Annotated in this window: 22 protein-coding genes; 15 read left to right on the top strand and 7 right to left on the bottom strand. The window is 40.6% G+C overall.

Going from position 1 to position 25,064, the window contains the following annotated elements; translation table 11 throughout:
- The first annotated feature begins 3 nt into the window (after nucleotides 1–3).
- The 4 genes from IMPJCBKJ_RS11095 (at nucleotide 4) to gap (ending at nucleotide 4,978) form a co-directional block, all read left to right on the top strand.
- A complete protein-coding gene (locus tag IMPJCBKJ_RS11095) occupies nucleotides 4–1,017 on the top strand; it encodes a LacI family DNA-binding transcriptional regulator (protein ID WP_054551441.1) in 1,014 nt (337 codons plus the stop codon).
- Nucleotides 1,018–1,449: 432 nt separating this feature from the next.
- Nucleotides 1,450–3,300, top strand: a complete 1,851-nt coding sequence (gene edd / locus IMPJCBKJ_RS11090; protein WP_054561636.1) for a phosphogluconate dehydratase — start codon at nucleotides 1,450–1,452, stop codon at nucleotides 3,298–3,300.
- A 34-nt stretch (nucleotides 3,301–3,334) separates the two neighbouring features.
- Nucleotides 3,335–3,955, top strand: a complete 621-nt coding sequence (locus tag IMPJCBKJ_RS11085; RefSeq protein WP_166340325.1) for a bifunctional 4-hydroxy-2-oxoglutarate aldolase/2-dehydro-3-deoxy-phosphogluconate aldolase — start codon at nucleotides 3,335–3,337, stop codon at nucleotides 3,953–3,955.
- 18 nt (nucleotides 3,956–3,973) lie between these two features.
- Nucleotides 3,974–4,978, top strand: coding sequence for a type I glyceraldehyde-3-phosphate dehydrogenase (gene gap, locus IMPJCBKJ_RS11080; RefSeq protein ID WP_054551438.1), 1,005 nt, complete (start codon nucleotides 3,974–3,976; stop codon nucleotides 4,976–4,978).
- Nucleotides 4,979–5,239: 261 nt separating this feature from the next.
- Here the strand turns inward: gap and IMPJCBKJ_RS11075 are convergent, their stop codons facing one another.
- Entirely contained in the window at nucleotides 5,240–5,428 is a 189-nt protein-coding gene (locus IMPJCBKJ_RS11075; protein ID WP_135924920.1) for a hypothetical protein, read from the bottom strand.
- Nucleotides 5,429–5,796: 368 nt separating this feature from the next.
- Nucleotides 5,797–6,306, bottom strand: coding sequence for a type VI secretion system amidase effector protein Tae4 (locus IMPJCBKJ_RS11070; protein WP_166340323.1), 510 nt, complete (start codon nucleotides 6,304–6,306; stop codon nucleotides 5,797–5,799).
- Nucleotides 6,307–6,718: 412 nt separating this feature from the next.
- Between IMPJCBKJ_RS11070 and IMPJCBKJ_RS11065 the strand changes: the two genes are divergently transcribed.
- Nucleotides 6,719–7,840: a sterol desaturase family protein gene (locus tag IMPJCBKJ_RS11065; RefSeq protein ID WP_062564589.1), complete on the top strand. Its 1,122-nt coding sequence runs from the start codon at nucleotides 6,719–6,721 to the stop codon at nucleotides 7,838–7,840.
- A 36-nt stretch (nucleotides 7,841–7,876) separates the two neighbouring features.
- Here IMPJCBKJ_RS11065 and IMPJCBKJ_RS11060 read toward each other — a convergent pair whose 3' ends face one another.
- The 3 genes from IMPJCBKJ_RS11060 to IMPJCBKJ_RS11050 all read right to left on the bottom strand — a co-directional run bounded on the left by IMPJCBKJ_RS11060 (nucleotide 7,877) and on the right by IMPJCBKJ_RS11050 (nucleotide 11,774).
- Nucleotides 7,877–9,151, bottom strand: a complete 1,275-nt coding sequence (locus IMPJCBKJ_RS11060; protein WP_166340321.1) for a protein kinase — start codon at nucleotides 9,149–9,151, stop codon at nucleotides 7,877–7,879.
- A 53-nt stretch (nucleotides 9,152–9,204) separates the two neighbouring features.
- Entirely contained in the window at nucleotides 9,205–9,918 is a 714-nt protein-coding gene (locus IMPJCBKJ_RS11055) for a YebC/PmpR family DNA-binding transcriptional regulator (protein ID WP_166340319.1), read from the bottom strand.
- 74 nt (nucleotides 9,919–9,992) lie between these two features.
- Nucleotides 9,993–11,774: an ABC transporter ATP-binding protein/permease gene (locus tag IMPJCBKJ_RS11050; RefSeq protein WP_240921028.1), complete on the bottom strand. Its 1,782-nt coding sequence runs from the start codon at nucleotides 11,772–11,774 to the stop codon at nucleotides 9,993–9,995.
- A 171-nt stretch (nucleotides 11,775–11,945) separates the two neighbouring features.
- Between IMPJCBKJ_RS11050 and IMPJCBKJ_RS11045 the strand changes: the two genes are divergently transcribed.
- The 9 genes from IMPJCBKJ_RS11045 (at nucleotide 11,946) to IMPJCBKJ_RS11005 (ending at nucleotide 20,649) form a co-directional block, all read left to right on the top strand.
- Nucleotides 11,946–12,992, top strand: a complete 1,047-nt coding sequence (locus tag IMPJCBKJ_RS11045; RefSeq protein ID WP_166340317.1) for an NAD(P)-dependent alcohol dehydrogenase — start codon at nucleotides 11,946–11,948, stop codon at nucleotides 12,990–12,992.
- A 193-nt stretch (nucleotides 12,993–13,185) separates the two neighbouring features.
- Nucleotides 13,186–13,563, top strand: a complete 378-nt coding sequence (locus IMPJCBKJ_RS11040; RefSeq protein ID WP_166340315.1) for a hypothetical protein — start codon at nucleotides 13,186–13,188, stop codon at nucleotides 13,561–13,563.
- Between the two features lie 74 nt (nucleotides 13,564–13,637).
- Complete coding sequence (gene secD, locus IMPJCBKJ_RS11035) at nucleotides 13,638–15,449, top strand: protein translocase subunit SecD (protein WP_166340313.1); 1,812 nt, start codon at nucleotides 13,638–13,640, stop codon at nucleotides 15,447–15,449.
- Nucleotides 15,446–16,366 (top strand): protein translocase subunit SecF, encoded by a 921-nt coding sequence (gene secF / locus IMPJCBKJ_RS11030; RefSeq protein WP_054551430.1) that lies wholly within the window; start codon nucleotides 15,446–15,448, stop codon nucleotides 16,364–16,366. Before secD ends, secF begins: the two co-directional genes overlap by 4 nt.
- A gap of 76 nt (nucleotides 16,367–16,442) precedes the next feature.
- On the top strand, nucleotides 16,443–16,919 hold the full coding sequence (locus tag IMPJCBKJ_RS11025; RefSeq protein WP_054551429.1) for a transcription elongation factor GreAB: 477 nt from the start codon (nucleotides 16,443–16,445) through the stop codon (nucleotides 16,917–16,919).
- Nucleotides 16,920–17,159: 240 nt separating this feature from the next.
- Nucleotides 17,160–18,554 carry a RimK family protein gene (locus IMPJCBKJ_RS11020; protein WP_166340311.1) on the top strand — a complete coding sequence of 465 codons (1,395 nt, stop codon included), beginning with the start codon at nucleotides 17,160–17,162 and terminating at the stop codon, nucleotides 18,552–18,554.
- Nucleotides 18,554–19,657: a GNAT family N-acetyltransferase/peptidase C39 family protein gene (locus tag IMPJCBKJ_RS11015; RefSeq protein ID WP_166340309.1), complete on the top strand. Its 1,104-nt coding sequence runs from the start codon at nucleotides 18,554–18,556 to the stop codon at nucleotides 19,655–19,657. The genes IMPJCBKJ_RS11020 and IMPJCBKJ_RS11015 overlap by 1 nt, the downstream gene beginning before the upstream one ends.
- Before the next feature lie 30 nt (nucleotides 19,658–19,687).
- On the top strand, nucleotides 19,688–20,182 hold the full coding sequence (locus IMPJCBKJ_RS11010; RefSeq protein WP_054551426.1) for an MgtC/SapB family protein: 495 nt from the start codon (nucleotides 19,688–19,690) through the stop codon (nucleotides 20,180–20,182).
- Nucleotides 20,183–20,208: 26 nt separating this feature from the next.
- Nucleotides 20,209–20,649 (top strand): GNAT family N-acetyltransferase, encoded by a 441-nt coding sequence (locus tag IMPJCBKJ_RS11005; RefSeq protein WP_138600714.1) that lies wholly within the window; start codon nucleotides 20,209–20,211, stop codon nucleotides 20,647–20,649.
- A 10-nt stretch (nucleotides 20,650–20,659) separates the two neighbouring features.
- Here the strand turns inward: IMPJCBKJ_RS11005 and IMPJCBKJ_RS11000 are convergent, their stop codons facing one another.
- Nucleotides 20,660–21,859 carry an ATP-binding protein gene (locus IMPJCBKJ_RS11000; RefSeq protein ID WP_166340307.1) on the bottom strand — a complete coding sequence of 400 codons (1,200 nt, stop codon included), beginning with the start codon at nucleotides 21,857–21,859 and terminating at the stop codon, nucleotides 20,660–20,662.
- 117 nt (nucleotides 21,860–21,976) lie between these two features.
- Entirely contained in the window at nucleotides 21,977–22,987 is a 1,011-nt protein-coding gene (locus tag IMPJCBKJ_RS10995; protein WP_166340305.1) for a helix-turn-helix domain-containing protein, read from the bottom strand.
- A 127-nt stretch (nucleotides 22,988–23,114) separates the two neighbouring features.
- On the opposite strand from IMPJCBKJ_RS10995, the gene IMPJCBKJ_RS10990 reads away from it, so the two are divergent.
- The gene (locus IMPJCBKJ_RS10990) at nucleotides 23,115–25,013 is read left to right on the top strand and encodes a beta-ketoacyl synthase (RefSeq protein ID WP_166340303.1); all 1,899 of its coding nucleotides are present in this window, start codon (nucleotides 23,115–23,117) and stop codon (nucleotides 25,011–25,013) included.
- Nucleotides 25,014–25,064: the final 51 nt, after the last annotated feature.

Below are 25,064 nucleotides of genomic sequence, written 5' to 3'. Positions count from 1 at the left end.
CGGATGAAGAAAGTAACCATCAACAGTGTCGCCAGCTATGCCGGTGTATCGAAAAAAACAGTATCTCGCGTGCTTAACAATGAGCCAAACGTGAGTGATGCAACGCGCGAAAAAGTACTTAAAGTATTTAAAGAGCTCGATTACACGCCAAACCCAATCGCTAGAGGTTTAGCACAAAACCGTAGTTTTATTATTGGTTGCTTGTACGATAATCCTAGTAAAAGCTATATTACCCGGGTGCAAACTGGTGCCTTAGCGGCGTGCCATGAACTTAACTACAACTTATTGATCCATCCTTGCGAATTACGCGGTGATGAATTAATTAGTAACATTGAGCAATTAATTCAAACTTCTCGTTTAGACGGTATTGTATTGACCCCGCCATTTTCAGATTTTCCTGAACTTGTAAGCTTTTTAAAGTCGAAGAAGATCCCGTATGCTCGTGTCGCCTCTGCGGTACTTGAAGACGACTCTATTTCGGTAAGAAGTAATGACGAACAAGGGGCTTTTGAAATAACAGAGCATCTTATTAAGCTGGGTCATAAAGAAATCGCCTTCATTAAAGGTCACCCTGATCACAGTGCCACAGAGCAGCGTTTTAAAGGTTATCGAAGAGCACTTGCCTCAAATGGTATTGAGTTTGATGAACGCTTAGTTGAAGAAGGTAACTTCAGTTATCACTCTGGTGTTGATAGTGCCCGTACAATTTTAGATTTAAACCCTCGCCCAACAGCAGTTTTTGCTTCAAATGATTACATGGCAGCGGCAGTACTAAAACTTGCTACGCAAATGCAGTTAAGAGTGCCTGATGATATCTCTATTGCAGGGTTTGATAACGCACCAATTGCACGTCATATTTGGCCAGGGTTAACGACCATTGCACAACCGGTTGAAGAGATGACTCAGCAAGCAGTTAAGCAATTGATCACTCATATTGGTGATCCACAAGAGTCGCCTTATCAAGTAACCCTTGAAGCAAAACTCATTACGCGTGAGTCGACAGCAGCAATTAAATAAATTTCATCTTGTTTTTTTCACAGTAGCCCGAGAATGAGTGACGCGTTCTCGGGCTTTTTTATTTCAGGCTAAAAATTTTCATGATAACGCTATAAGTTACTGTTTTTAATTAAAACCAACCTCAAAGCTTGTCTTGTCTATACGCCTTTGATAGTGGTACTCCACATGAATTCTACTCATATTCTACTAAAATAAAATTGTTCATTATTTGGTCATTTAAAAAAATTAAACTAAATTTAACAGATAAGGTTGACACCGGTGTCACAGTCATGAGTTAATACAGTGACACCGGTGTCAGGTTGGTTGTGAGAGACAGCCTGTCAGCGTACCTTTGAACGGGTAAATCAAAGTTGCTCAGTACAATTATTTTCGTGGAGTCTGTAATTGTTACTGAGCCTTTATCCTCTAACTATAGAGATGAGTCGAATTTATATGTTGCATCCTCGTATCCAAGAAGTCACCGAACGCGTTATCGAACGCAGTAAAGAGACCCGCCAAGCTTATTTAGAGCGAATCGCGCACGCAAAAAAACAAACAAGAGTTCGTGCAGGTTTAGGCTGTGGTAATATTGCACACGTTATGGCTGCTTGTAGCAGCGATGACAAAGCTCGCTTAAAAGCAGACGAGCAACCAAACCTAGCTATCATCAACGCTTATAACGACATGCTTTCAGCGCATGTTCCTTACAAAGATTATCCGGAAATCATCAAAAGCCTTGCCACTAAGTTCGATGCTACAGCACAAGTTGCTGGCGGCGTACCTGCTATGTGCGACGGTGTTACTCAAGGCCGTGATGGTATGGAACTATCATTGTTCTCACGTGATGTGATTGCAATGTCTACAGCGGTTTCTTTATCGCATGACGTGTTCGACGGTGTTTTCTGTTTAGGTGTGTGTGACAAGATTGTCCCTGGACTTTTAATTGGTGCCTTATCATTTGGTCATTTACCAACGTATTTCTTACCAGCAGGTCCAATGCAATCGGGTATCCCGAATAAAGAAAAAGCCCGTGTTCGTCAAAAATTTGCACAAGGCTTAGTAAGTCGCGAAGAGCTGTTAGAAGCTGAAAGCGCATCGTATCACAGTGCGGGTACGTGTACTTTCTACGGTACCGCTAACTCGAATCAAATGTTAATGGAAATCATGGGTCTACATTTACCAGGTAGCTCTTTCATTAACCCTTACACAGAACTTCGTGATGGTTTAACAGGTCATGCTGTCGAAACCATGTTAAAGCAGTTAATCGAAACAAAAGATGCTAACTGCCTAGCTGACGTAGTCAGTGAAAAAACAATTATTAATGGTTTAGTAGGCTTGTTATCAACAGGCGGCTCAACTAACCACGCAATCCACTTAGTAGCAATTGCGAAAGCAGCGGGTGTAATCCTTACTTGGAAAGACATGGCTGACTTATCAGAAGTTGTGCCACTTCTTACACGTATTTACCCGAACGGCTCAGCAGATGTAAACCACTTCCAAGCAGCCGGCGGTATGGGCTTCTTAATGAAGCAACTACTTAGCAAAGGTTACTTACATAACGACGTGAAAACGATTGTCGGTGATGGCCTTGAGGCATACACCACAGAGCCAATGCTAGATAAAGATTCATCAGTGATCATGACTAACAGCACAGGCCCAAGCAAAGTTAAATGGGTTGCGTGTCCTGAAAAATCACATGATGAAGAAGTGTTACGTCCGATTGATAACCCGTTTAGCAAGCAGGGTGGTTTACAGCTTCTTACAGGTAACCTTGGCAAAGCCGTTATTAAAGTTTCTGCAGTGGCTGAATCTCACCAAGTTGTTTCTGCACCAGCTAAAGTATTTAGCTCACAAGGTGAGTTACAAGAAGCATATAGCCGCGGTGAGTTAAATACAGACTTTATTGCCGTAATTAAAGAGCAAGGTCCAAAAGCGAAAGGCATGCCTGAGCTTCACAAATTAACGCCAGTAATGGCAACACTACAAGACCAAGGCTACAAAGTGGCGATTGTGACTGACGGCCGTATGTCGGGTGCATCAGGTAAAGTTCCTGCTGCAATCCACTTAGCACCAGAAGCGGTTGAAGGTGGTGTAATCGCAAAAATTCACGAAGGTGATTTAGTGACGCTTGATGCACCAGCGGGTGTATTGAAAGTACACGTAAGCGATGAAGAATTAGCAAAACGTGAATTACAACTTAGCCAACCAAGCCAAACATATGGTACAGGCCGAGAGTTATTCGCAGGTTTCAGAAATATAGTAAGTAGTGCAGACCTTGGCGCAAGTGCCTTTGGTTTAGAATAATAATACGCCGTTACTGGGCTATGAGGAACAAACAATGAGCATTGAGAAAATTTTATCATCGGCACCTGTGGTACCGGTTGTTGTTATCGAAAAACTTGAAGATGCAGCACCCCTTGCACGTGCGCTTTATAACGGTGGCTTAAAAGCACTAGAAATTACTTTACGTACGCCGATTGCGGCAGAAGCTGTAAAGCTAATGAAAGAAGCCGTACCAGAAGCATACGTTGGCACAGGTACCGTGGTTGATAAAGCGACATTTAATGCATCTGTTGAAGCCGGTGCTGACTTCATGGTTAGCCCAGGTGTAAACGACGAGTTATTAGCACTGGCTAAAGACACTGGTATTCCATTTTTACCAGGTGCAGCAACACCAAGTGAAGTAATGAAATTAGCAAGCCATGGCTTTAAGTTCTTAAAGTTCTTCCCTGCAGAAGCAGCGGGTGGCACAGCAATGCTGAAATCAATTGGTGGTCCTTTACCACAAGTAACATTTTGCCCTACAGGCGGTATTAGCCTTGAAACAGCACCTAATTACCTGGCACTTAAAAATGTAATCTGTGTAGGTGGTACTTGGATGTTAGATAAACAACTTATTGAAAACAAAGACTGGCAAGCCATTGAAGCGCTTGCTCGCCAAGCAAGTGAAGTAAAATAATTAACGGGAGATATTAGAATGATTAATGTTGCAATTAATGGCTATGGACGTATCGGTCGTAACGTATTACGTGCCCTTTATGAGTCAGCTCAAAACAACGAAATCAAAATCGTTGCAATCAACGATTTAGCACCAGCAAATGTTAACGCGCATTTAACTCAATTTGACTCAGTACACGGTCAATTTTCTCAAAAAGTAACACTTGCTGAAAACACTATGCTAATTGGTAATGACGAAATTACCCTTACGCAAGAGCGTGATCCTGCAAACTTACCTTGGAAAGCACTAAACGTAGATATCGTTTTAGAATGTACTGGTTTATTCACGTCACGTGACGCAGCGGCTAAACACATTGAAGCGGGTGCTAAAAAAGTTATTGTTTCTGCACCTGGTACTGACATGGATGCAACAGTTGTTCACGGTGTTAACAGCGAAGTATTAAACGCAGACAGCAACATCATTTCAAATGCATCTTGTACAACAAACTGTTTAGCACCGATTGCAAAAGCAATCAACGACACAGTCGGTATCGAGCAAGGTAGCATGACAACAATTCATGCTTACACAAACGATCAAAACTTATCTGACGTTTATCACCCAGACTTATACCGTGCACGTAGCGCAACTCAGTCAATGATCCCAACGAAAACAGGTGCAGCTAAAGCAGTTGGTTTAGTACTTCCTGAACTTGCGGGTAAACTTGACGGCATGGCAGTACGTGTACCAACAATCAACGTTTCTTTAGTAGACTTAACGTTTGTTGCTAAGCGCGAAACAACTGCAGCAGAAATCAACGAAGTCGTTAAAGCAGCATCAGAAGGTGCAATGCAAGGTATTCTTGAATACAACGAACTACCACTTGTTTCTATCGACTTTAACCACAACCCAGCGTCTTCAATCTTCGATTCTACCCAAACTAAAGTAGATGGTAAGCTTGTTAAAGTGATGGCTTGGTACGATAACGAGTGGGGTTTCTCAAACCGCATGTTAGACCAAGTTAAAGCGCTAGGTCAGTTCTTATAATAGAACAGTAAAAGTTTAAGCTTTATCCAACAAAGCCACGTTTATCGTGGCTTTTTTGGTTTTAGTGCTTAGTTACTTCCTTAATATGGATTGATATAAATACTAAGCTATTTGATTTTTCTGTAAATTTTAAAAATAATGTTAAATGCTAAAAGGGGAAAGACGGTAACAATGGAATAAAACATAGATTGCCTAGTATCCAAAGGTGATGAAAGCCAGTGATATGTTATGGCTAAAAAAATTATAAAATAGATTGTTAAGTTAATTATTTTTATCATTATCCGACGCTCGTTGCTTTTTTAGCAAGTAGGACAAATAGTTTAAGTAAATAATAATTATTACTCCTGTTGAGAAGAAAGTAATATTTTGCAGCATGTCAGTGGAGGAGTGTAGCCATCCTAAAATGGCAATCACCTCAATCAAAAATACCCCTGCTGCTAATCTACTCATGTATTTCATTGCTAAATCGCTATTTAAGAATCAAAGTAGGCATTTTTCTTCATATATAAGATTAATAATAAGATAACACCCATCATGTTTTGGATAAGTATTATCTAAATTTAGTCTTTTGTATTTTTATTCCCTGCATTTCTGTGTTTTGATTAATTTTTTATGTAGAAAAATTACTATAAATGAAATAAATATAAATGATGGAAGTACATAAATAAAAAGAAAAGGAGCATTTTCAACCCTTTGTTCTTCATTCATAAATGGAATAGAGAGTTTCTTATAAGCTTCTAAAAACAACATGAAATTCGCGAATGCGCTAACTAAAATAAGACTTATATTCAAAAGATATGACTTAGCCTTTGACATAGTTATTTAATCTCCCAAAACCAAATATCTTTGCTGTTGTTAAGATCTGATACTACACCAAAGAATTCATATATTGATCTTGTCAGCATACCACCACTAGTAATTTGATCTTCATTCCAAAGATCGATGTGGTCCCCACTACGGTTAGTAACAGACTCACTGCCTCGTTGCCAATAATCTTTAAAAAATATAATTCCAGTTTTACCATCTAGGTCATCTTGGAAAGTTTTTGGATTAATTTTTTGTAGATCACCTAACCAATTAAAGTTTGAAGTTTTAAGCCAACTGGCCATTTCTTCTGCTAAAAGAATATGTTTCATGCCCGCGTGTCCCCAGCATTTCTTAACCTTAGCTCCTGCAGTTGATACGCCAGATTTAATTAATGCGTCACTTAAGTTAATAGCGCAATAGTTTCCGAATGGGGAAGAGCTATTAGTTTGCTTATTTTGACATCTTGCTCTGATCAGTTCTTTTTCAGGAAAGTTTTCCCATAAATCATTAAATTGTAACATTTTATATCCTTATAATAGAGATGGTCTTGATTGTAAATATCTTCAAAGGTTTGAACAAAATCGACTAAAGTTCATTTTTTGTAATTAATTACTATCGAGTATGGTACTTCAATAATTGCTGCTAATACTCTAAGTTAATCAGCCGAATTGCTTGGTAAATCGTATGGTAGGTTATTTATTGAGAAAGTAGACATTTTTATTCCTTTAAAAATAATTTACTTGTGCAGGTTAGTTTGTTCCTCATTTAAAGTCAATGAGGATTCTTTTGTATTTTAGTTGGCTACTTACATTTGATTCTATCGATACTTGCTAACAAACATTCACGCTGCTTTATAATGTCTTACTTTACAATATTTGTTCCTAAATTCTTCTGTGTTATGCTGCGAAAAATTGATAAATGGATTTTTATATCATGACACGTCTTTATCATCGGCTATTTAGAGCTGAGCAGTTTCAAGTGGGTGAGGGCAATATCAGTGGTTATATTGCTTGCTTCTTAGCGGTATTATCCTGTTTAGGGGTATTAGCTTTTCATTTTCCAGAGTACTTAACGACCCCAGAGCTCAGGCAAAACTACAGTGTTGAGTTTTTACGTCAGCTAATGTTTGTGGCATTAATTATTTCGGGCAGTTTAGGGCTTTTGAATTTTGTTCGTAATACTAATAAACGGCTGGGTGCAACGGCTTGGGTATTTATAGTTGTGGCAATTGCATTTGGCGGTCCGAATGTTGAAGTGGGCGACTTTAAAGATAATACGCCGTACTTGGGGCTGGATTGGTTCATTCTTGACTTACTTGGCTCCACACTGATTTTTATTCTAATTGAGAAGCTACTGCCGCACCGTAAAGAACAAAAAATTCTCCGCTCTGAGTGGCAGGGTGATTTAAATCATTTCTTTGTTAATCACTTAATTATTGGTTTTGTGTTGCTGGCAACCAATCAGTTCGTGCATCATGCTTTTGGCTGGGCTGTGTCTGATACAGTGCAAGGCTTTATTATTCAACTGCCATTTTTACTCCAATTATTTTTAATCATTTTAGTTGCTGATTTAATGCAGTACTTTGTGCATAGGGCTTATCACGAAGTGCCCCTGCTTTGGCGTTTTCATGCCGTGCATCACAGTGCAAAAGAGATGGATTGGCTTGCTGGCTCTCGTCAACATATTTTAGAAATACTCGTGACGCGCAGCTTAGTGCTTACGCCAATTTTTGTGCTCGGCTTTCCATCGGATGTCATTAGCTTATATGTCATTATTGTTGGCTTTCAGGCTGTGTTTAACCACGCTAATGTTCGGGTGAAGTTTGGTTGGCTAAAGTATTTGCTGGTTACACCTCAGTTTCATCATTGGCATCATTCATCTGATAAAGCGGCCATTGACCGTAACTATGCTGCGCATTTTTCTTTTTTAGATTATCTTTTTGGCACTGCTGTGAAAGGTCAAGCAGAGTGGCCCGATAAATATGGTGTGGTTGGCGATTACATGCCCGAAGGTATGTTAAAGCAGCAGGTGTTCCCGTTTAAAAAGCAAAAATAAAGCCTCATAGAGGCTTTATTTATAATTACACTACACTCATAATCGCGAAACTAGCTCAGAAAGGCGAGGGCGTTTGTCTGAGTTTAGTACCAAGCACTCTTGAGCGATGTCAGAAAGCATCTTAGTAATGTCGTTTTGTTCACTCACTACGGTCAGTAGATCATCAATGAAATAACCAAGGGCGCGCACTTCAATGCCTTCTAATAGCTGCTGTTGATCAGGCGTCAGCATTGATAAGTCTGTTGCTGCACCAAAGTCACCGAATAATAACTCGCCCTGTGAATTGATCATGCTGTTATGGGCATAAATGTCACCATGGCTTACTTGCTTTTGATGCAAATGAGCGAGGGTACTGGCCATTTGCTTGACGATTTTTAGCACCACTTCTGGCGCGTACTGGCAGTTGTCTTCGAAGGTATCACGGGTACAGCTTGCAAGGGAGGGTGGCAAACCAAGATTCGTGAACTCTTTACTGATAAGCTCCATCACTAAACCAAGTTGTTTCTCTTCATCGACATAGCCCAATGCTTTAATGAGATTTGGATGCTCACTGGCTTTTAAACAACAATTTAGCTCATCGAGTGGATAGCCATCACTGGTGATCTCGCCTTTAAATAACTTAAGGGCAACAGGACGTTGATGCCAATTGGCCAAATGAATAACCCCAGACGCACCTTGGCCAATCTGCTTTTTAACTTGGATTTCATTCAGTGTGATTTTGCTAAACTGCTCACAGTGTAAGCTAGTTGAGCGATTTAAATCGTTACCAGAGAAGGCAAGCCAAGCAAGTTTCGGTAAAGCTAAAAGCCAATCTTCAACTTTTGTAAGCTTATTGGCACTTAAACGTATTAGCTCAAGCTCGTTACAATTAGCCATTGAAGCTGGTAAATGAGTTAACTGATTACCTGCCAGTGCGAGCTTTTTAAGCTTGCTGTACTCACCAAATGAATCAGGTAAAGCGGGGATTTGATTATCCGTTAAGATCAGCCATTCAATCTGCGTTGGCAAACAGTGCGCTTTAAATTCAGTAATTTGATTACCTTTAAATGCCACCATGATTAAGTTAGGGCATTCTCTTAGCACGTCTGGAATATGTTTAAACTGATTAAATGATAAAAACAGCCGTTTGAGATTTTTTAATTTGTAAAAATCGTCAGGTAAATCACTTAGCTGGTTATTAGATAAATCGAGGATTTCTAACGTATCGGCTAGAGTATAAATTTCTTTTGGGAACTCGGTTAGTTTTGCAACAAGCTGAAGCCGTGTACAACCTTGTAGAGAACCGGCTTTTAACTCTTCGAGGGTATTCAATGTTGATTCCTTTGGGCTAAAAGGTAAAAGGCCAACTTGGTTGGCCTTTTTAATTAAAACTGTGCGTTATGGTAAACGTTTTGTACGTCGTCACAGTCTTCTAGCATGGCTAAAAAGCGTTCCATGACTTCAACGTCTTCACCTGCAATGGGTGCTTCTACTTGCGGCACAAAAGCAATTAGATCTTCGTGGAAATCAGTAATTCCCATTTCTTCAAGTGCTGTTCGGGTGTTGTTGTATTCAGTGTGTGGCGCGAATACCGTCACTTTACCGTCTTCAACTTCTACATCCGTTACATCTACATCAGCCATCATTAGCGCTTCTAAAACAGCTTCGTCATCATCACCATCAAAGACAAAAATAGCAAGGTGATCAAATAAGTGTGATACTGAGTTTTGCGCGCCAATTTTTGCATTTGCTTTAGTAAAACAAACACGTACGTCAGCGAATGTACGTTTGTTGTTGTCGGTTAAACAGTCAACAATGATCATACAGTTACCCGGGCCGTAACCTTCATAGCGAGTTGCTACATAATCTTCGCCGCCACCGCCTTTGGCTTTATCAATTGCACGCTCAATCACGTGCGTAGGTACTTGGTCTTTCTTAGCACGCTCAATTAAGCGACGAAGTGCTAAGTTGCCATCGGGATCAACACCACCATTCTTAGCGCAGATATAAATTTCTTTTCCGTACTTTGAATAAACTTTGGTTTTTGCACCCGCAGTTTTTGCCATTGAGTCTTTTTTGTTTTGATAAGCTCTGCCCATCTGCGTGTTGCCTTTTTGTTATAGATAAAAATAAAGCGGTTATTCTAATCATTTAACCTACTAGTTAACAGTGTTTATTCTTCGCTTTGCTGTAACTGCCACATTCGTGCGTATTCACCATTCGCTGCAAGCAGTTGATGGTGCTGACCTTGCTCAACAACCTGTCCTTGTTTCATAACAATAATTTTGTCTGCGTCAGTAATTGTTGATAAACGATGTGCAATAACCAAGCTGGTATGTCTTTGTGCGACTTCACGCATCGCGCTGAGAATGGCTTGTTCTGAATGTGAATCTAGCGCCGATGTTGCCTCATCAAATAATAAAATGGGTGAACCTTTTAAAATGGCTCTAGCAATTGCAATGCGCTGCTTTTCACCGCCCGACACTTTTAAACCGCGCTCACCAACAAGGGTTTTATCGCCTTTATCTAGGCTGGCAATAAATCCATCTAAATGGGCGAGGCTTATGGCTTTATCAATTTGATCTTCGCTTGCTGTTGGGTTTCCGTAGGCGATGTTTTCGCGAATGCTGGTATTAAATAGCACGGTATCTTGCGGTACGATGGCAATAGCTTGGCGTAAACTTTCAAGTGTCACTGTGCTGATTGCTTGCTCATCGATATAAATTTTACCTGCATCAACATCATAAAAGCGGTAGAGCAGGCGGCTTAGAGTGCTTTTACCTGCGCCACTGGCACCCACAATCGCCACTTTGCTGCCAGAAGTAACCTCAAAGCTTAAGTTATTTAAAATTGGCCGTTGTTTGTCGTAACTAAACGACACATTTTCAAATCGAATAGCCGCTTTGGTTACATTTAATGGTTTTGCATCTTTATCATCGCTAATGGCGGCTTTTCGATTTAATAGCCCCAGCATGTTTTCAAGGTCAGTCAGCGCACGGCGTATCTCACGATAAACAAAGCCTAAAAAGTTAAGCGGTAAAAATAGCTGGATCATGTAAGCATTGATCATCACAAGCTCACCTATTGTCAGCTCTTTATTGACCACTGAACTGGCACCTAGCCACATTAGCGCTGTAATAGCTGCGGCTATAATAAGTGCTTGCCCTGAATTAAGGGCCAGTAACGATAAACGATTTTTTAGCCTTGCTTGCTCCCATTTAGCTAAAAAGCTGTCGTAGGTGTTTGCTTCATATTGCTCATTGTTGAAGTACTTAACGGTTTCGTAATTTAGTAAGCTGTCGATAGCACGGGTATTAGAGTTGTTATCGGCAGCATTTGCTTCACGAATAAATCGGTTACGCCACTGAGTTACAATCACAGTAAAAGCAATGTAACTAGCAACCGCAATTAATGTGACCAGTGCAAACCAAGGTGAAAACAAGGTTGCAAAAATAATGGCTACTGTGATTATTTCAAATAGCGTTGGCACGATGTTAAACATCAAAAAGCGCATTAAAAAACTAAGGCCATTTGTACCACGCTCTATATCGCGACTGATACCACCTGTTTGCCTATCAAGATGAAAAGCAAGTTCTAAACTATGTAAGTGTTTAAATACTTTTAAGCCAATATGACGCATTGCGTGCTCTGTAACACGGCCAAATAATGCATCGCGTACTTCACCAAAAAATACACTGGCAAAGCGCAGTAAACCATAGGCGATCAGCAAGGCAATAGGAACGCTTAATAGCGGGTTGATACTCGCATCAACCGCGTCAATTACTTCTTTTAGTGCCCAAGGCATCAGCAATGTGGCGCCTTTTGCAGCAATAAGCGCTAAGACGGCTAAAATAACGCGGCCTTTAAAGGTCATTAAATAGGGCCAGAGTGTTTTGATGCTTTGTGATAGGTTCATTGCATCAGGCGATCTTGTCACCTGTTCTTTGCGGCTCATTCCACGCATGGGGGTCTCTTAAAATCAATTTGATAAAAATAGGCAAAAGCTTTCGTGTTTTAGGCAAGTGAACTTTGCAAATTTACCTCTATACTGAGTGAAGTATACACCAGTGCATTAGCAAATTAGTTAAATGCATGAGTTAAACACGAAGAAAATTAAGGAGTAAGCATGAAAACTGTCGGTTATGCAGCACATGATTCTGAAAAACCATTAGAGCCGTATCATTTTGAACGCCGTGCACTTCGTGATGAAGATGTATCAATTGAAATTCTGTATTGTGGCGTGTGCCATTCTGACTTACACACGGCAGAAAACGACTGGGGCTGGACTCAGTACCCAGTGGTACCAGGCCATGAAATCGTTGGTCGTGTTCTTGAAGTAGGTAGCGGCGTTACTAAATACAAAGTGGGCGATAATGTTGCTGTGGGTTGTATGGTTGATAGCTGTTTAAGCTGTGACCAATGTCATAACGGTGAAGAGCAGTTTTGTCGCGAAGGGATGGTAGGGACCTATTCAGGACAAGACCGTATTAGTGGTGAGCTCACTCAAGGTGGTTATTCAAAACACATTGTGGTGCGTGAAGAGTTTGTATTGAGTGTGCCAGAAGGCTTAGACCTTGCTAAATGTGCACCTATTTTATGTGCGGGTATCACAACGTATTCGCCACTACGTACGTGGAATGTCGGCCCTGGTAGCCGTGTTGGTGTGATTGGTTTAGGTGGTTTAGGCCACATGGCAATTAAAATCGCAGCTGCAATGGGCGCAAATGTTACAGCTATTAGCCGCAGTGATAAGAAAAAACAGCAGGTTTTATCTTATGGCGCAAAAGATTTATTGGTATCGAGCGATGAAGATGCCATGCAAGCGCATGCTAATCAACTTGATGTGATCATTAATACCATTCCGGTAAAACACGACTTTACGCCGTATATTCCGCTTTTAGATATTGATGGTACGCAAGTATTGGTTGGTCAAGTAGGTGAGCTTGCTGAGTCTAACTCAGTGCCGTTATTAATGGGGCGTCGCCGTGTTGCTGGCTCATTAATTGGCGGTATAGCGCAAACCCAAGAGATCCTCGATTTCTGTGCGTTACATAATATTCTGCCAGAAGTTGAAATGATCAAAATGGACCAAATTAACGACGCATTCGATAAATTAAAGCAAGGTGATATGGCCTCACGCTTTGTAATCGACATGTCATCATTAGAAGTTTAACAAAGTTAAATGACTAAGCGGGCCTAATTAGGCCCGCTATTTGTTTTAGTCACTTTTATTTAAGTAATACCTTGTGTTTTATTTTTTTACCCTCATTATATCCCTGTCATCCGCTTAATTTATTGGTCAGCTCTTGTTACGGTTTTTCTCAGTTATTATCTTGCTATTTACTGTGTTCTTTAGTGCACAGAGCATGGCTTTGCCTGACACTCAGTCACACTTTGCTGCGACTAAATTGTTCCAAGTCGAGCTGAATAAAGCCCCTGTTATTTCCCAAACTCATACAGCTGAGCATCCTAAACCGGATGAACCATCGGGGTTTGATACCCTTATGCCGCGTTTAACTGCCAGTAATTCATCATTATTTCTTTATCATAGTCAGGTTGATCCTGATTACGAACTATTAATTGAATTCTTTGCTGAAGATTGGGGGAAAGAGCACTTTTTAGCGCCGCCAGGTGCTGTGCGTGTGATCCCATGGTTTGCATTAGCCACTCAACGTAAATCCCGCATTAGTGGCTGGAAAGACGCTAATCTCTTGTACAAAGCCAATACGACCTACCATAGCTAAACGACTTCCTTCGTTACTTTTTATTTTTTGGAATTAAATTTTTACCGGCTGACAATGCCGGAAGGAAGTCATGTATGTCACATAAATCAAAGCCGGCGCTATGGCGTCGTCTAAAAATGAGTTATGTCGCTATGATAGCGGCGTGTATTTTATTAGCGGTTAGCGCACTACCTAACCTTTACCCTAACAAATCTTGGTTGCACATTAACTTGCTAGATCAGACTGTGACGCTGCAAAGTGTGACAACGGCACTAAATCAACATGGTTTTGAAGTGACAGAAGCCAATGATAGCCAAGCACAACTGGCTATTTTATTAGCTGAACCGACTCAAAGTGCCAATGCGTTGAGCTTTATAAAAACGCAATACCCACAGCTAGAGGCTAAAATTGTTGAGCATGCGACAAGCCCACAATGGCTTCAACAGCTTGGGCTTTCACCGATTAAGTTGGGACTCGACTTAAATGGTGGGGTGTTATTTGTGCTTGATGTTGACCTAGATAAAGCAATGCAAGAGCACTTAAACAGTGTCTATCAACAAACTAAATTAACGCTTCGTAAAGACAAAATTCGTGGTATTCGGGCAAGTGTTGTAAAAGAAGGGGTTGAGCTACAAATTTTACCAAGCGGCGAGGAGCAACTCGCAGGGCTTGTTTCAACGTTACAAGGTCAATTTAAAGGCCTGATGCAAACTAAATCAACAACGAATAACCTAACCACGGTATTACTGCATTTTAATGAGCAAAGCCAAAGCGAATTTAATAAACAAGTTATGGCGCAAAGCTTAACAACACTGCGTGGTCGTATTGAAGAGCTTGGTATCACTGAAGCGGTAACGCAAAGACAAGGTAAGCAGCGTATTCGCATTGAGTTACCCGGTGTGCAAGACCCATCAGAAGCGAAACGTATTATTGGTGCAACTGCGACTCTTGATTTTTACCAAGTCGTCGAAGTAGGTGGTAAAGCGTTTAATGTGCAAGGTGGTGGCGTTGTTAATTTAAATCCTGTTGCGATTTTTTCAGGTGATCACATTAATAATGCCAGTGTTGGCAAAGATGAATGGGGCAAGCCTTTAGTGCAGCTTAGTTTAGATTCGCAAGGTGGCGATGCCATGTCTGCATTTTCTAAGCACAACATAGGTAAGCCTATGGCCACGGTGTATTCTGAATACTCGCGGGATGCAAATGGCGACGTTGTGAAAAAAAGCGAAGTGATAAATGTAGCAAACATTGCCCAGCATTTAAGTTCACGTTTTAGCATTACTAATATGAAAAGCCCGCAAGCAGCCTATGATCTAGCGCTTTTACTACGCGCTGGGTCGCTCACAGCGCCAGTGACAATTGTTCAAGAACAAACCATAGGCCCAAGCTTAGGCAGTGAAAACATTGAACACGGTTTAGCAGCGTTAATGCTGGGTATCGGAATTACCCTTGCCTTTATGGCGCTTTGGTATCGTCGCTTAGGGCTGATTGCCAATATTGCTTTATTGCTTAATCTAACGGCTTTAGTTGGTTTAATGTCGTTATTACCGGGGGTTGTGCTGACCTTACCGGGTATTGCTGGGCTTGTACTGACGATAGGGATGGCAGTTGATACCAATGTGATTATCTTTGAGCGAATAAAAGAAGAGAAGCGTAAAGGCCGGCCTACTTATCAAGCGATAGAGCAAGGTTATAACCAAGCATTTTCGACCATTTTTGATGCCAATGTGACTACGATGATCACGGCAATTATTTTATATGCCATTGGTTATGGGCCGGTGAAAGGCTTTGCAATCACATTGGCGCTTGGGCTATTAACTAGTGTCTTTACTGGCGTTTATATTTCGAAAGCGCTTAGCCAAACACTCTACATTAAACTAACTAATTTAACGGGGGCTAAAGCATGAGTTGGTCAACATTAACTGCAGCTAGTAAAGCGCGCGTTTTAGGATTATTGCTTAGTTGTGTTTTAGTCATTACGAGCTTAGGTGTTTTATCTGTAAAAGGGCTAAACTTTGGTCTTGATTTTACAGGTGGCTACATCACGGAAATTAACACAGCGTCAGTCACAACAATTACAGATTTAAAGGCAAAGTTAAGCCCTGAGGTTGCGAGTAAATTAACTATAAGTAAAGCGGGTGAATATCACTTTGTTTTAAGAGAAGCACCAGAGGTTAGTAAAGCCAGTACTTGGCAAGCAGAGCTGAATGAGCAAGGGGTAGACTATACCGTTTTATCTAGCTCATTTTTAGGCTCACAAGTGGGTGATGAGCTTTTTGAACAGGGCTGTTTAGCTTTATTTGCAGCGCTGATTGCAATTATGGTTTATCTTGCTGTGCGCTTTGAATGGCGACTCGCGGTAGGTTCAGTGGTTGCACTGTTACATGATTTAATCTTAGTGCTCGGTTTATTTTCCTTACTTGGTCTTGAGTTTAATTTAACCGTGCTGGCGAGTTTACTGGCTATTATTGGTTATTCATTGAATGACTCAATTATTGTTGGCGACAGAGTTAGAGAGCTTTTACGTATTCAGCCAGACAATCAACGCATAAATACCCATGTTGTGATTAACGATGCAATTGGTTCTACCTTAACACGTACATTGATCACCTCAGGCACAACACTTGCGACCATTGCTTGTATTTGGCTGCTTGCAGGGGCTGCATTAACGGGTTTTGCTATCGCGTTATTTGTGGGTATTGTGGTAGGGACCTTCTCATCGATTTGTATCGCCGCGACCTTGCCGCAGTTATTGGGGTTAAGTTCAGAAAATTACACCCAAACACTGGATGATAAAACTAAAGCCTATATGGATATGCCGTAAGCCAGTTTTATAACTTACTTTCATCAGCCGCTATTTTTCCATAGAATAGCGGCTTTTCTGTTTTAGCTACTTTGATATGAATAAAACACACGTAATTGAACATTTACGCTTTGCGCTAGAGGCACAACTGCAAAACGCCAAAGCAGCGGCAAAAGCGGCCCATGATGCAGCAACTCACGAAGAAAGTGTTGCTGAAACTCAATACGATACCTTGGGTTTAGAAGCCGCTTATTTAGCCCAAGGGCAAGCTGAGCGAGTTAATGAATGCTACCGTGATATTCAGGCATTCAATGCGGTGTTTAAAGAAAGCGAGTTTAATAAGGTTCGTGAAGGTGCATTAGTGTGTCTTATCGATGAGCAAGATAACGCAAAGTGGTTTTTTATGGGCCCAAGTGCAGGTGGCTTAGTGGTTACCGTAAAAGAGCAGCCTATTTATGTTGTAACCCGAGAAGCGCCGTTAGGTAAGCAATTGATTGGAAAGAGCCTTGATGATGAAGTTGAACTCTCAATAGCTGGCAATAAACAACTGTACAGCATAGATCAGTTAATTTAATTATTGGTATTTTTAATCAGTAAATTTCATCTTCAAGTAAAAAATATCTCGTTGGTCACAAAGCAAAAAAACCTCTATAAATCACATCAAGCTTAAGGCTTATACCAATATGCTTAATTACCAATTATTGTGTTTTGGTATTTCAAGCACCCATCTAGTTAAGTGAAGTTTAGCCTCATGCGTTCACTTAATTGGTTGGGTGTTTTCATTTTTCTCATAAGACTTAATTTAGGAAAAGTCGTGTTTAAAACCTTGATAGTGGTTGATAACAATGAGCAACGTATTGCTCAAAATTTCGAAAATGTCATTACCTTTGACACCTACTTACGTGATTATCCAAAACATAATGAGCCAAAAACGCGCATTTTAAACTTGTGTGATACAGGGCAGTATTTAAGTAAAGGTTATTATTGTTCTTTGCTTGCTGAAGCGAGAAAGCATCAGGTATTACCGAGTGTAAAAACAATTAATGCGCTACGTAGCGATGAGCACAGCTCGCGTCATAAAGAACTTGCTGGTGGCACTGTATTTTTTGGCCATACAGATCAAGAGCAGCATAGTAAAGCAACCAAAGCACTATTCTCACAATATCCCGCACCTATTTTAGTGTGTGATGGGCAAGGAGTTGTTAAGCAAGGCACGATTGCATCATTAGATGACACAGCCTTTACAGAATTTGTAAAACAGCTCAGTAGTTTTACAGAGTCAGTATGGCGTATTCACGATAAAAAACGTCGTTACCGTTGGGATATGGCTATTTTGGTTGATCACCAAGAAAAAGTGCCGCCAAGTGATAAAGATGCCATTGCTAAATTCATTAAAGCAGCCGCTAAACATGGTATTTATGCTCAAGCACTGACATTTGATGAAATAACCAATATTGCACAATTTGATGCGTTATTTATTCGTCAAACAACGGCTATCGACCATCCAACTTATCGCTTAGCAAGTAAAGCACAAAGCTTAGGGTTAGTGGTCATTGATGATGCTGAGTCAATACTACGCTGTTGTAATAAAGTGTATTTGCACGATGCCTTTAATTATCAAAAAGTGCCGAGTTTAAAAACGCATGTTGTTGCTGATACAAGTGAAGAGGCAATTGACAATTTAGAAGCAAACTTTAGCTATCCGCTGGTATTAAAAATGCCAGAAGGCTCTTTTTCGAAAGGCGTATTTAAAGTTGCTACTCGTGATGAGTTAGTTGCTAAGTTAACAGAGCTGTTTGAGTTCAGTGCACTTGTGCTTGCACAAGAGTACATGTACACCGAATACGACTGGCGTGTCGGGGTGTTAAATGGCCGTGCAATTTATGCGTGTCGTTATTTAATGGCGCGTAATCACTGGCAAATTTACAACCATGATGCAAAACGCTTTTTCTCAGGTGGTTTTGAAACCTTGCCAACCTTTGAGCTACCTAAAGTGGTACTTGATGCAGCATTAAAAGCTTGTAAAACGGTGGGTAAAGGTTTGTATGGTGTTGATGTTAAAGAGCATCAAGGTAAAGCATACGTGTTAGAAGTGAATGACAACCCAAGTATCGACCATAAAGTCGAAGATGCCTATTTAGGTGATGAGCTTTATATGATCATTATGGATGAATTTAAACAACGCCTAGAAGCAAGAGGCCGCGGTTAATGAACGCATCTGTTTGTCAAATCCGCTTTGCACAGGCCACGGATTTGACGGCTCTTGTTGCCATTGAAGAGCAAAGCTTTAGCCGAGATAGATTAAGTAGCCGTAGTTTAAAACGCTGGATCAGCGCAACTCACGGCTTACTGATGGTGGCCGAGATAGATAATCAACTAGTTGGATATGGCTTAGTGTGGTGTCACAAAGGGACACGCCTTGCTCGGTTATATTCACTGGCGGTTTTGCAATCTCAGCAAGGTAAAGGTATTGCTGCGCAGTTACTGCTTGCGCTTGAAAATGAAACGGCTAAACGGGGCCGTTTATACATGCGCTTAGAAGTTGCGGTAAACAACCAATCAGCAATTCGTTTATATGAAAAACTGGGCTACCAAGTTTTTGGTCATTACAGTGATTACTATGATGACCACAGTGACGCCCATCGAATGCAAAAAAACATTCGTCGTAATATCGAATTTAATGCCGATAAACACACACCTTGGTACCAGCAAACTACCGAATTTACCTGTGGCCCAGCGGCGTTATTAATGGCAATGTCATCCTTGAATGATACCGCAATGAGCCAACACAAAGAGTTGGATATATGGCGTGAAGCCACGACTATCTTCATGACTTCAGGGCATGGCGGTTGTCATCCTCTAGGGTTAGCACTTGCTGCAATGAAACGTGGTTTTAAAGCTGATGTAGTTTTAAATACCCGTGATACCTTGTTTATTGATGGTGTCAGAAGCGAAAAGAAAAAAGCCATTTTGCATACCGTACACAATCAATTTGTAGCCGAAGCAATAGCTGCAAAGCTGCCAGTGAGGTATCAAGAGTTAACCTTGGCCTCCATTGAAGATTGGCTTGCTGAGGGTAAAGCGGTGGTGTTATTGATCAGCACTTATCGGTTTGATGGTAAAAAGTCACCGCACTGGGTGTGTGTAACTCATATTGATGAGCATTGCTTGTACGTGCATGACCCGTTTTGTGAGAACGAAAAGCAATTGGCGATTGATTGTCAGCATGTGCCAATAGCTAAAGCCGATTTTACTAAAATGGCTAGTTTTGGTTCATCGCGTCTCAGTACTGCGATGGCCTTTTATTTATAATTTTGATTGTTAGTTTGATTTGGAAGTGCAGTGACACTAAGTAGTTTATTTGATATTGCTCCTTATTCTTGGTCAGCAATAGGTAGCGCCGCATTTTGCGGCGCAATTATTGGTATGGAGCGTCAATTACGCGGCAAACCTGTGGGCATTCGTACTTCAGCGCTCATTGTGTTGGGTACTTATTTGTTTCTATCAACAGCGTTTATGTTACATGGTGAAGATATTGATCATTCACGTGTCGTTGGCCAGATCATTACTGGTATCGGCTTTTTGGGTGCCGGGGTGATGCTTGCAAAAGATGGTGCGGTTGTTGGTGTAACATCCGCTGCAACGATTTGGGTATTAGCATCAATTGGTGTTGTCATTGCCACTGACAACTTACTCGCTGCGATAAAGCTATCAGTGCTAGTGGTGGGGATTTTATATGGCGTAGATGTTCTTGAAGCTAAATTTAAGAGCCTAGGTCGTGGTGTGCATGCCCGTGTAAAACGCTACTCAAAGTTGTATTATCGAAAAGAAAAGTGACATAAGATATCAGATAAGAGTTATTCATGGAGCCTCTTTACGTAATAAAGCCAGCTAGATTAGAAGATTTGTTGTTTATAGATAGTCAAATACCAGAGTTTGATGGCCGAAATACCCTCAGTAAATTACAGGCACAGTGTGCAGATGTTGACCACCTAGCTTTAGTTGCTTATATCGATAATGAGCCTGTGGCCTACAAACTGGGTTATGCGTTAGATTCAAACACTTTCTATAGCTGGCTTGGTGCGGTTGCACCAAAATGTAGAGGGCAAGGCATTGCACAGGCTCTATTAAACGCGCAAGAAGCATGGGTTAAAGCCAACAATTACCTAACTATAAAGGTTAAGTCGATGAACCGTTTTCCTGCAATGCTGAGTCTGCTTATCAAAAATGGCTATTCAATTGTAGGTTATGAAGACAGAGGCAGCCTACAAACTAGTAAGATTTTATTTACGAAAGACATTTAAACTTATCAACTTACTTAGGCAAACTAATTAAAAAATGGGCGCCTGCATCACTTTCTTGTACACAAATATCGCCTTGCAGTTGTTGGCTAACTATTTTCTTCGCAATACTCAGGCCTAGCCCTAAACCTGATTGATTGCTGCTACCTTTAAAAAAAGGGGTGAAAATTGAGCTTAGTTCAGTGCTGCTGATACCGTTGCCGTTATCTTTATAGTGAATTTTTAACACCTCATCAAAATTAAAAATATTAATTTCTATAGCAGGGTCTGCAATATTGTTGAACGCATGCTCCATTGAGTTTTGTAGCAAAATAATGAGTACTTGCTTGAGTAGCTCTATTTCAACTTCAAATTGGCTATGTGGGTTTTGATAATTAATGTCTAATTTAATTGCACGATATTTTATTTGCTCTTTAAAGTGTTCTTGAAGTGATTCTGAAAGCTGAGCTAAGGTAATGACAGTTTTACTAGGTTGTGATTTGGTATACAGCAAATCTTGTAAAATTCGTATTTTATGTGCACATGCGGTTAAATTTCTATCTAGCAGTTCATTAGTGTTCTCTAATGTATCTAATGTGTTTTGTAGTGCTTGTTGGCTTAATTGTTTTTTTACTAGTAGGGATTTAGTGTCATTTAAGGCAAGTTTGGTTACATCAACGGTTGTAATACAGTTACCTAAAGGAGTATTAATCTCATGAGCAATGCCTCGAATTAAGGTCTCGAGCTCAGTAAACTGTTGCTGCTCAAACGCTTGTTTTTGCTGATGTAATAATTTTAGTTGCGTCTCGAAGCTTTGTTTAATGGTTTCGAGTAGCTTTATTATTGGCTCATTATATTCATGGGGTTTACTATCAAGGATACAAATAGTACCAAATGGGGTAGTATCTCCAGCACAGATTGGTAAACCCAAATAAGAAATCATATTCAACTTGATATCAGGGTTTTCTTTCCAATCATCATCAATAAGTGCGTTTGGAATATTCAGTAAGTTCTGCGTTTTTATGACATGCTCGCAATAGAGGCCTGAATCTTCTAACTCTTCGCTGTCACCAATTTCATAAGGATTTGCTTGGTTATCGTTTTTTGAAAACACACTAATAATATTGTTTTCTATTTTCATTACTAATGCGACGGGCACTTCAGCAATCAGGGCTAAAACAGCGAGCGTTTTATTCCAACTTTGTACTAACTCATCATAATTTGGCTGATACATTTATCAAATTTACTCAATTACTAATACAACAAGTCAAAGGATAGTAATAATCTTGAATTCAGCAACTTAAATATGATTAATCTGACTTAGCCTGAAATATATTTAGATACTTTAGTTTTAGCCAAATAGTTTTCGTCTAACAACTGTGCGATATTCACTGGGTGTTTGCGAAAGCACTTTCTTAAAAACTCGTGTTAAGTGACCTTGGTCGTTATAACCTACTTCCAGGGCAACTTCTTGAATAGATAAATTTGAAGACGCTAATAACTCTTTTGCAGTTTGTACTCTAAGCTGTTGCCAATACTCAACAGGAGTTTGGCTGGTGGCTTGACGAAATCGGCGCGTAAAGGTGCGGTAGCTTAAACTAAATTGCGCTGCAATTTCTTGCAGGGTTAATTCTGAGGTTAAATTGTTTTTCAGCCAAAATTGAATTTGTGCAATGAGCTCATCTGGGTGTTTATCAACGGCACCTTCAAGGTAGCGCTGATCTTCGTAAGGTTTACGAATTTCATGGGAGAAATTACGCTCAACATGTTGCGCCGCTTCTCGGCCGTAATATTGACTAATAATATGCACAATAACATCGGCAAGGGCATTTAAACTCGCAACGGTGTACATGCGCTCAGATTGTGTGATGAAAAAGTCAGGCTTAAGCTGTACTTTAGGGTAGTCACGTTTAAATTGTTCTGCGTAGTGCCAGTGAGTGGTAGCAGGGTGGCCATCTAGTAATCCCGCTTCGGCAACTAAACAATTACCTGTGCCAACACCAATGATATGGCTGCCTTGCTGCCAAGAATCACCAAGCCAGTTCACCAAACTCTTTTGTTTACTTACTACTGGACGCGGGTTTCGCCAAATCCCGGGAACGATAATTAAGTCACTTACAGGCGCTGTGACGGTTTCACAATCGGGCATAATCGAAAGCCCAGTACGATTGGGGATCGCTTTTAGACTACTTGCAACTAAATTGATGTTTAAGGGTTTAAATTCGTTTTGCTGACGATGGCTTTTAGCAAAGGCCTCGCCAGCTCTGAGCATTTCGATAGGCAGGGTTAAACTGGTTATTAATAAATGGGGATAAACCAAAATACTAATTTCAATAGCTTTTACTTGTTGAAGTTTCGTCACTCTAATTGCTCCGACCAGTTATTTTTGGCCTGTTATGCAGGTTATTTGGCTATTTAAGCATAAAGCGTGTTAATTAATCCATTTAAACTTGGCTTAATTCTCATAACACGTTTTCTCAAGGTTTTTTATGACAGCATTACCCGTTATTGTCGGTATGGGTGGTATAAATGCCGCTGGCCGCACTTCTTTTCATCAAGGTTATCGTCGTATCGTGTTAGACAGCTTGGACGCTAAAGCCCGTCAGGAGACATTCTTAGGCTTAGCGACATTAATGAACTTAGTCACCCTTACTGAAGGTTTACTAAAAGATGCTGACGGCAATACCATTGCCGAATCAGACATCGAAGCTAAGTTCGGTGAACAAATTTTAGCTGGTACACTTATTCGTAAAATTGAAAAAAATCACTTCGATGTTGATGCAACGCCATGGCAGCAAAAAATGACGTTAACAGCGTCTGATGAACAGCAGATTGTTTTTGAAACGCGCCGCCGTGATTTACCAACGCCGGTACCAAGTGCTTGGCAGGTTGAAGAATTAACTGATAAAAAAGTGAAAGTTACAATTAGTGCTGATCTTGCTATTAAACATGACAGTGCGCGCGATAATCCAATTAAAGCGGCCGGTCAATTACCAACAGGTTTTGAACCTTCGGCTATGTATAACAGCCGTTATCAACCAAGAGGCTTGCAAGCGACTATCTTTGCCGCAACCGATGCAATTCGTTCGACAGGTCTGGCGTGGCAGCAGGTAATGAATAGCGTTGAGCCTGATCAAATTGGCACTTACTCAGCTTCTGTGGCTGGTCAAGTTGATGATGAAGGATTTGGTGGACTTATTCGTGCGCGTCAGCAGGGCGACCGTGTGAGTACAAAACAGCTTGCACTTGGCTTAAACACCATGTCGACTGACTTTATCAATGCTTATGTAACAGGCAATGTGGGAACAACCTTTACTACATCAGGTGCTTGTGCAACGTTTTTATATAACCTACGTGCAGCAGTAAACGATATTCAAGCAGGACGTACGCGTGTAGCTATTGTGGCGTCTGTTGAGTGTGCTATTACACCTGAAATCGTTGAAGGTTTTGGCAATATGAGCGCACTTGCTAACGAAGAGGGCCTTAAGCGTCTTGATAATACAGATGTGGTTGATCACCGTCGTACCAGTCGTCCATTTGGTGAAAACTGTGGTTTTACAATTGGTGAAGGTGCACAAGTTGCTATTTTAATGGATGATGCATTGGCATTAGAGTTAGGTGCAGATGTGTTAGGCAGTGTTGCAGATGTGTTTGTAAATGCCGATGGCATTAAAAAATCAATAACAGCACCGGGCCCTGGTAACTACATTACGATGGCCAAATCTGTTGCACTAGCGAGCAGTATTGTTGGCCAAGAAGCAGTACAAAAGCGTAGTTTCATTTTAGCTCACGGCTCAAGTACACCACAAAACCGCGTAACAGAATCACTGATCTATCATAAAGTGGCAGAGACTTTTGCAATTGATAATTGGAAGGTTGCTGCACCTAAAGCGTATGTTGGCCATACTATAGCTCCTGCCAGTGGTGACCAATTAGCTATGGCATTAGGTGTGTTTAGTCACAATATTATGCCGGGTATAACCACAATTGATAAAGTGGCAGATGATGTTTATAGCGAGCATTTAGATATTCGCACTGAACATTATCAATGTGATGCCATGGATATTGCCTTTATAAATTCAAAAGGGTTTGGCGGTAACAATGCTACAGCGACTGTGTTATCACCTGCAATTACATTAAAGATGCTTGCAAAGCGTCATGGTGATGAGGTTATGGCGCAATATCAAGACCGTCATACTCAGGTAGCCAAAGCCCAAGCTGACTATCAGCAACAGGCAGATTTAGGTCAATATGAGCTAATTTATCGTTTTGGTGATGGCTTAATTGATGAAAGTGACATTGAGATTAGTGAAGATTCAATGACAATCCCTGGTTTTGATAAAAAAGTTTTATTATCAAAACCAAACCCTTACCAGGATATGTTTTAAGATCAAGGCATGTTTAAGCACATTCTTGACAGCAAGGCGCTTTTAAAGCGC

The organism is Pseudoalteromonas sp. MB47 (assembly GCF_011319765.1).
GTDB classification, from domain to species: domain Bacteria; phylum Pseudomonadota; class Gammaproteobacteria; order Enterobacterales; family Alteromonadaceae; genus Pseudoalteromonas; species Pseudoalteromonas simplex.
The sequence above is the reverse complement of the archived record's forward strand: the minus strand, read 5'-3'. Positions and strand labels throughout refer to the sequence as shown.

Excerpts from the sequence above, each read along its gene's own strand:
- IMPJCBKJ_RS11095 (WP_054551441.1), top strand. The coding sequence starts at position 4 with ATGAAGAAAGTAACCATCAACAGTGTCGCCAGCTATGCCGGTGTATCG.
- edd (WP_054561636.1), top strand. The coding sequence starts at position 1,450 with ATGTTGCATCCTCGTATCCAAGAAGTCACCGAACGCGTTATCGAACGC.
- IMPJCBKJ_RS11085 (WP_166340325.1), top strand. The coding sequence starts at position 3,335 with ATGAGCATTGAGAAAATTTTATCATCGGCACCTGTGGTACCGGTTGTT.
- gap (WP_054551438.1), top strand. The coding sequence starts at position 3,974 with ATGATTAATGTTGCAATTAATGGCTATGGACGTATCGGTCGTAACGTA.
- IMPJCBKJ_RS11075 (WP_135924920.1), bottom strand. The coding sequence starts at position 5,428 with ATGAGTAGATTAGCAGCAGGGGTATTTTTGATTGAGGTGATTGCCATT.
- IMPJCBKJ_RS11070 (WP_166340323.1), bottom strand. The coding sequence starts at position 6,306 with ATGTTACAATTTAATGATTTATGGGAAAACTTTCCTGAAAAAGAACTG.
- IMPJCBKJ_RS11065 (WP_062564589.1), top strand. The coding sequence starts at position 6,719 with ATGACACGTCTTTATCATCGGCTATTTAGAGCTGAGCAGTTTCAAGTG.
- IMPJCBKJ_RS11055 (WP_166340319.1), bottom strand. The coding sequence starts at position 9,918 with ATGGGCAGAGCTTATCAAAACAAAAAAGACTCAATGGCAAAAACTGCG.
- IMPJCBKJ_RS11050 (WP_240921028.1), bottom strand. The coding sequence starts at position 11,774 with ATGAGCCGCAAAGAACAGGTGACAAGATCGCCTGATGCAATGAACCTA.
- IMPJCBKJ_RS11045 (WP_166340317.1), top strand. The coding sequence starts at position 11,946 with ATGAAAACTGTCGGTTATGCAGCACATGATTCTGAAAAACCATTAGAG.
- IMPJCBKJ_RS11040 (WP_166340315.1), top strand. The coding sequence starts at position 13,186 with ATGGCTTTGCCTGACACTCAGTCACACTTTGCTGCGACTAAATTGTTC.
- secD (WP_166340313.1), top strand. The coding sequence starts at position 13,638 with ATGTCACATAAATCAAAGCCGGCGCTATGGCGTCGTCTAAAAATGAGT.
- secF (WP_054551430.1), top strand. The coding sequence starts at position 15,446 with ATGAGTTGGTCAACATTAACTGCAGCTAGTAAAGCGCGCGTTTTAGGA.
- IMPJCBKJ_RS11025 (WP_054551429.1), top strand. The coding sequence starts at position 16,443 with ATGAATAAAACACACGTAATTGAACATTTACGCTTTGCGCTAGAGGCA.
- IMPJCBKJ_RS11015 (WP_166340309.1), top strand. The coding sequence starts at position 18,554 with ATGAACGCATCTGTTTGTCAAATCCGCTTTGCACAGGCCACGGATTTG.
- IMPJCBKJ_RS11005 (WP_138600714.1), top strand. The coding sequence starts at position 20,209 with ATGGAGCCTCTTTACGTAATAAAGCCAGCTAGATTAGAAGATTTGTTG.
- IMPJCBKJ_RS11000 (WP_166340307.1), bottom strand. The coding sequence starts at position 21,859 with ATGTATCAGCCAAATTATGATGAGTTAGTACAAAGTTGGAATAAAACG.
- IMPJCBKJ_RS10990 (WP_166340303.1), top strand. The coding sequence starts at position 23,115 with ATGACAGCATTACCCGTTATTGTCGGTATGGGTGGTATAAATGCCGCT.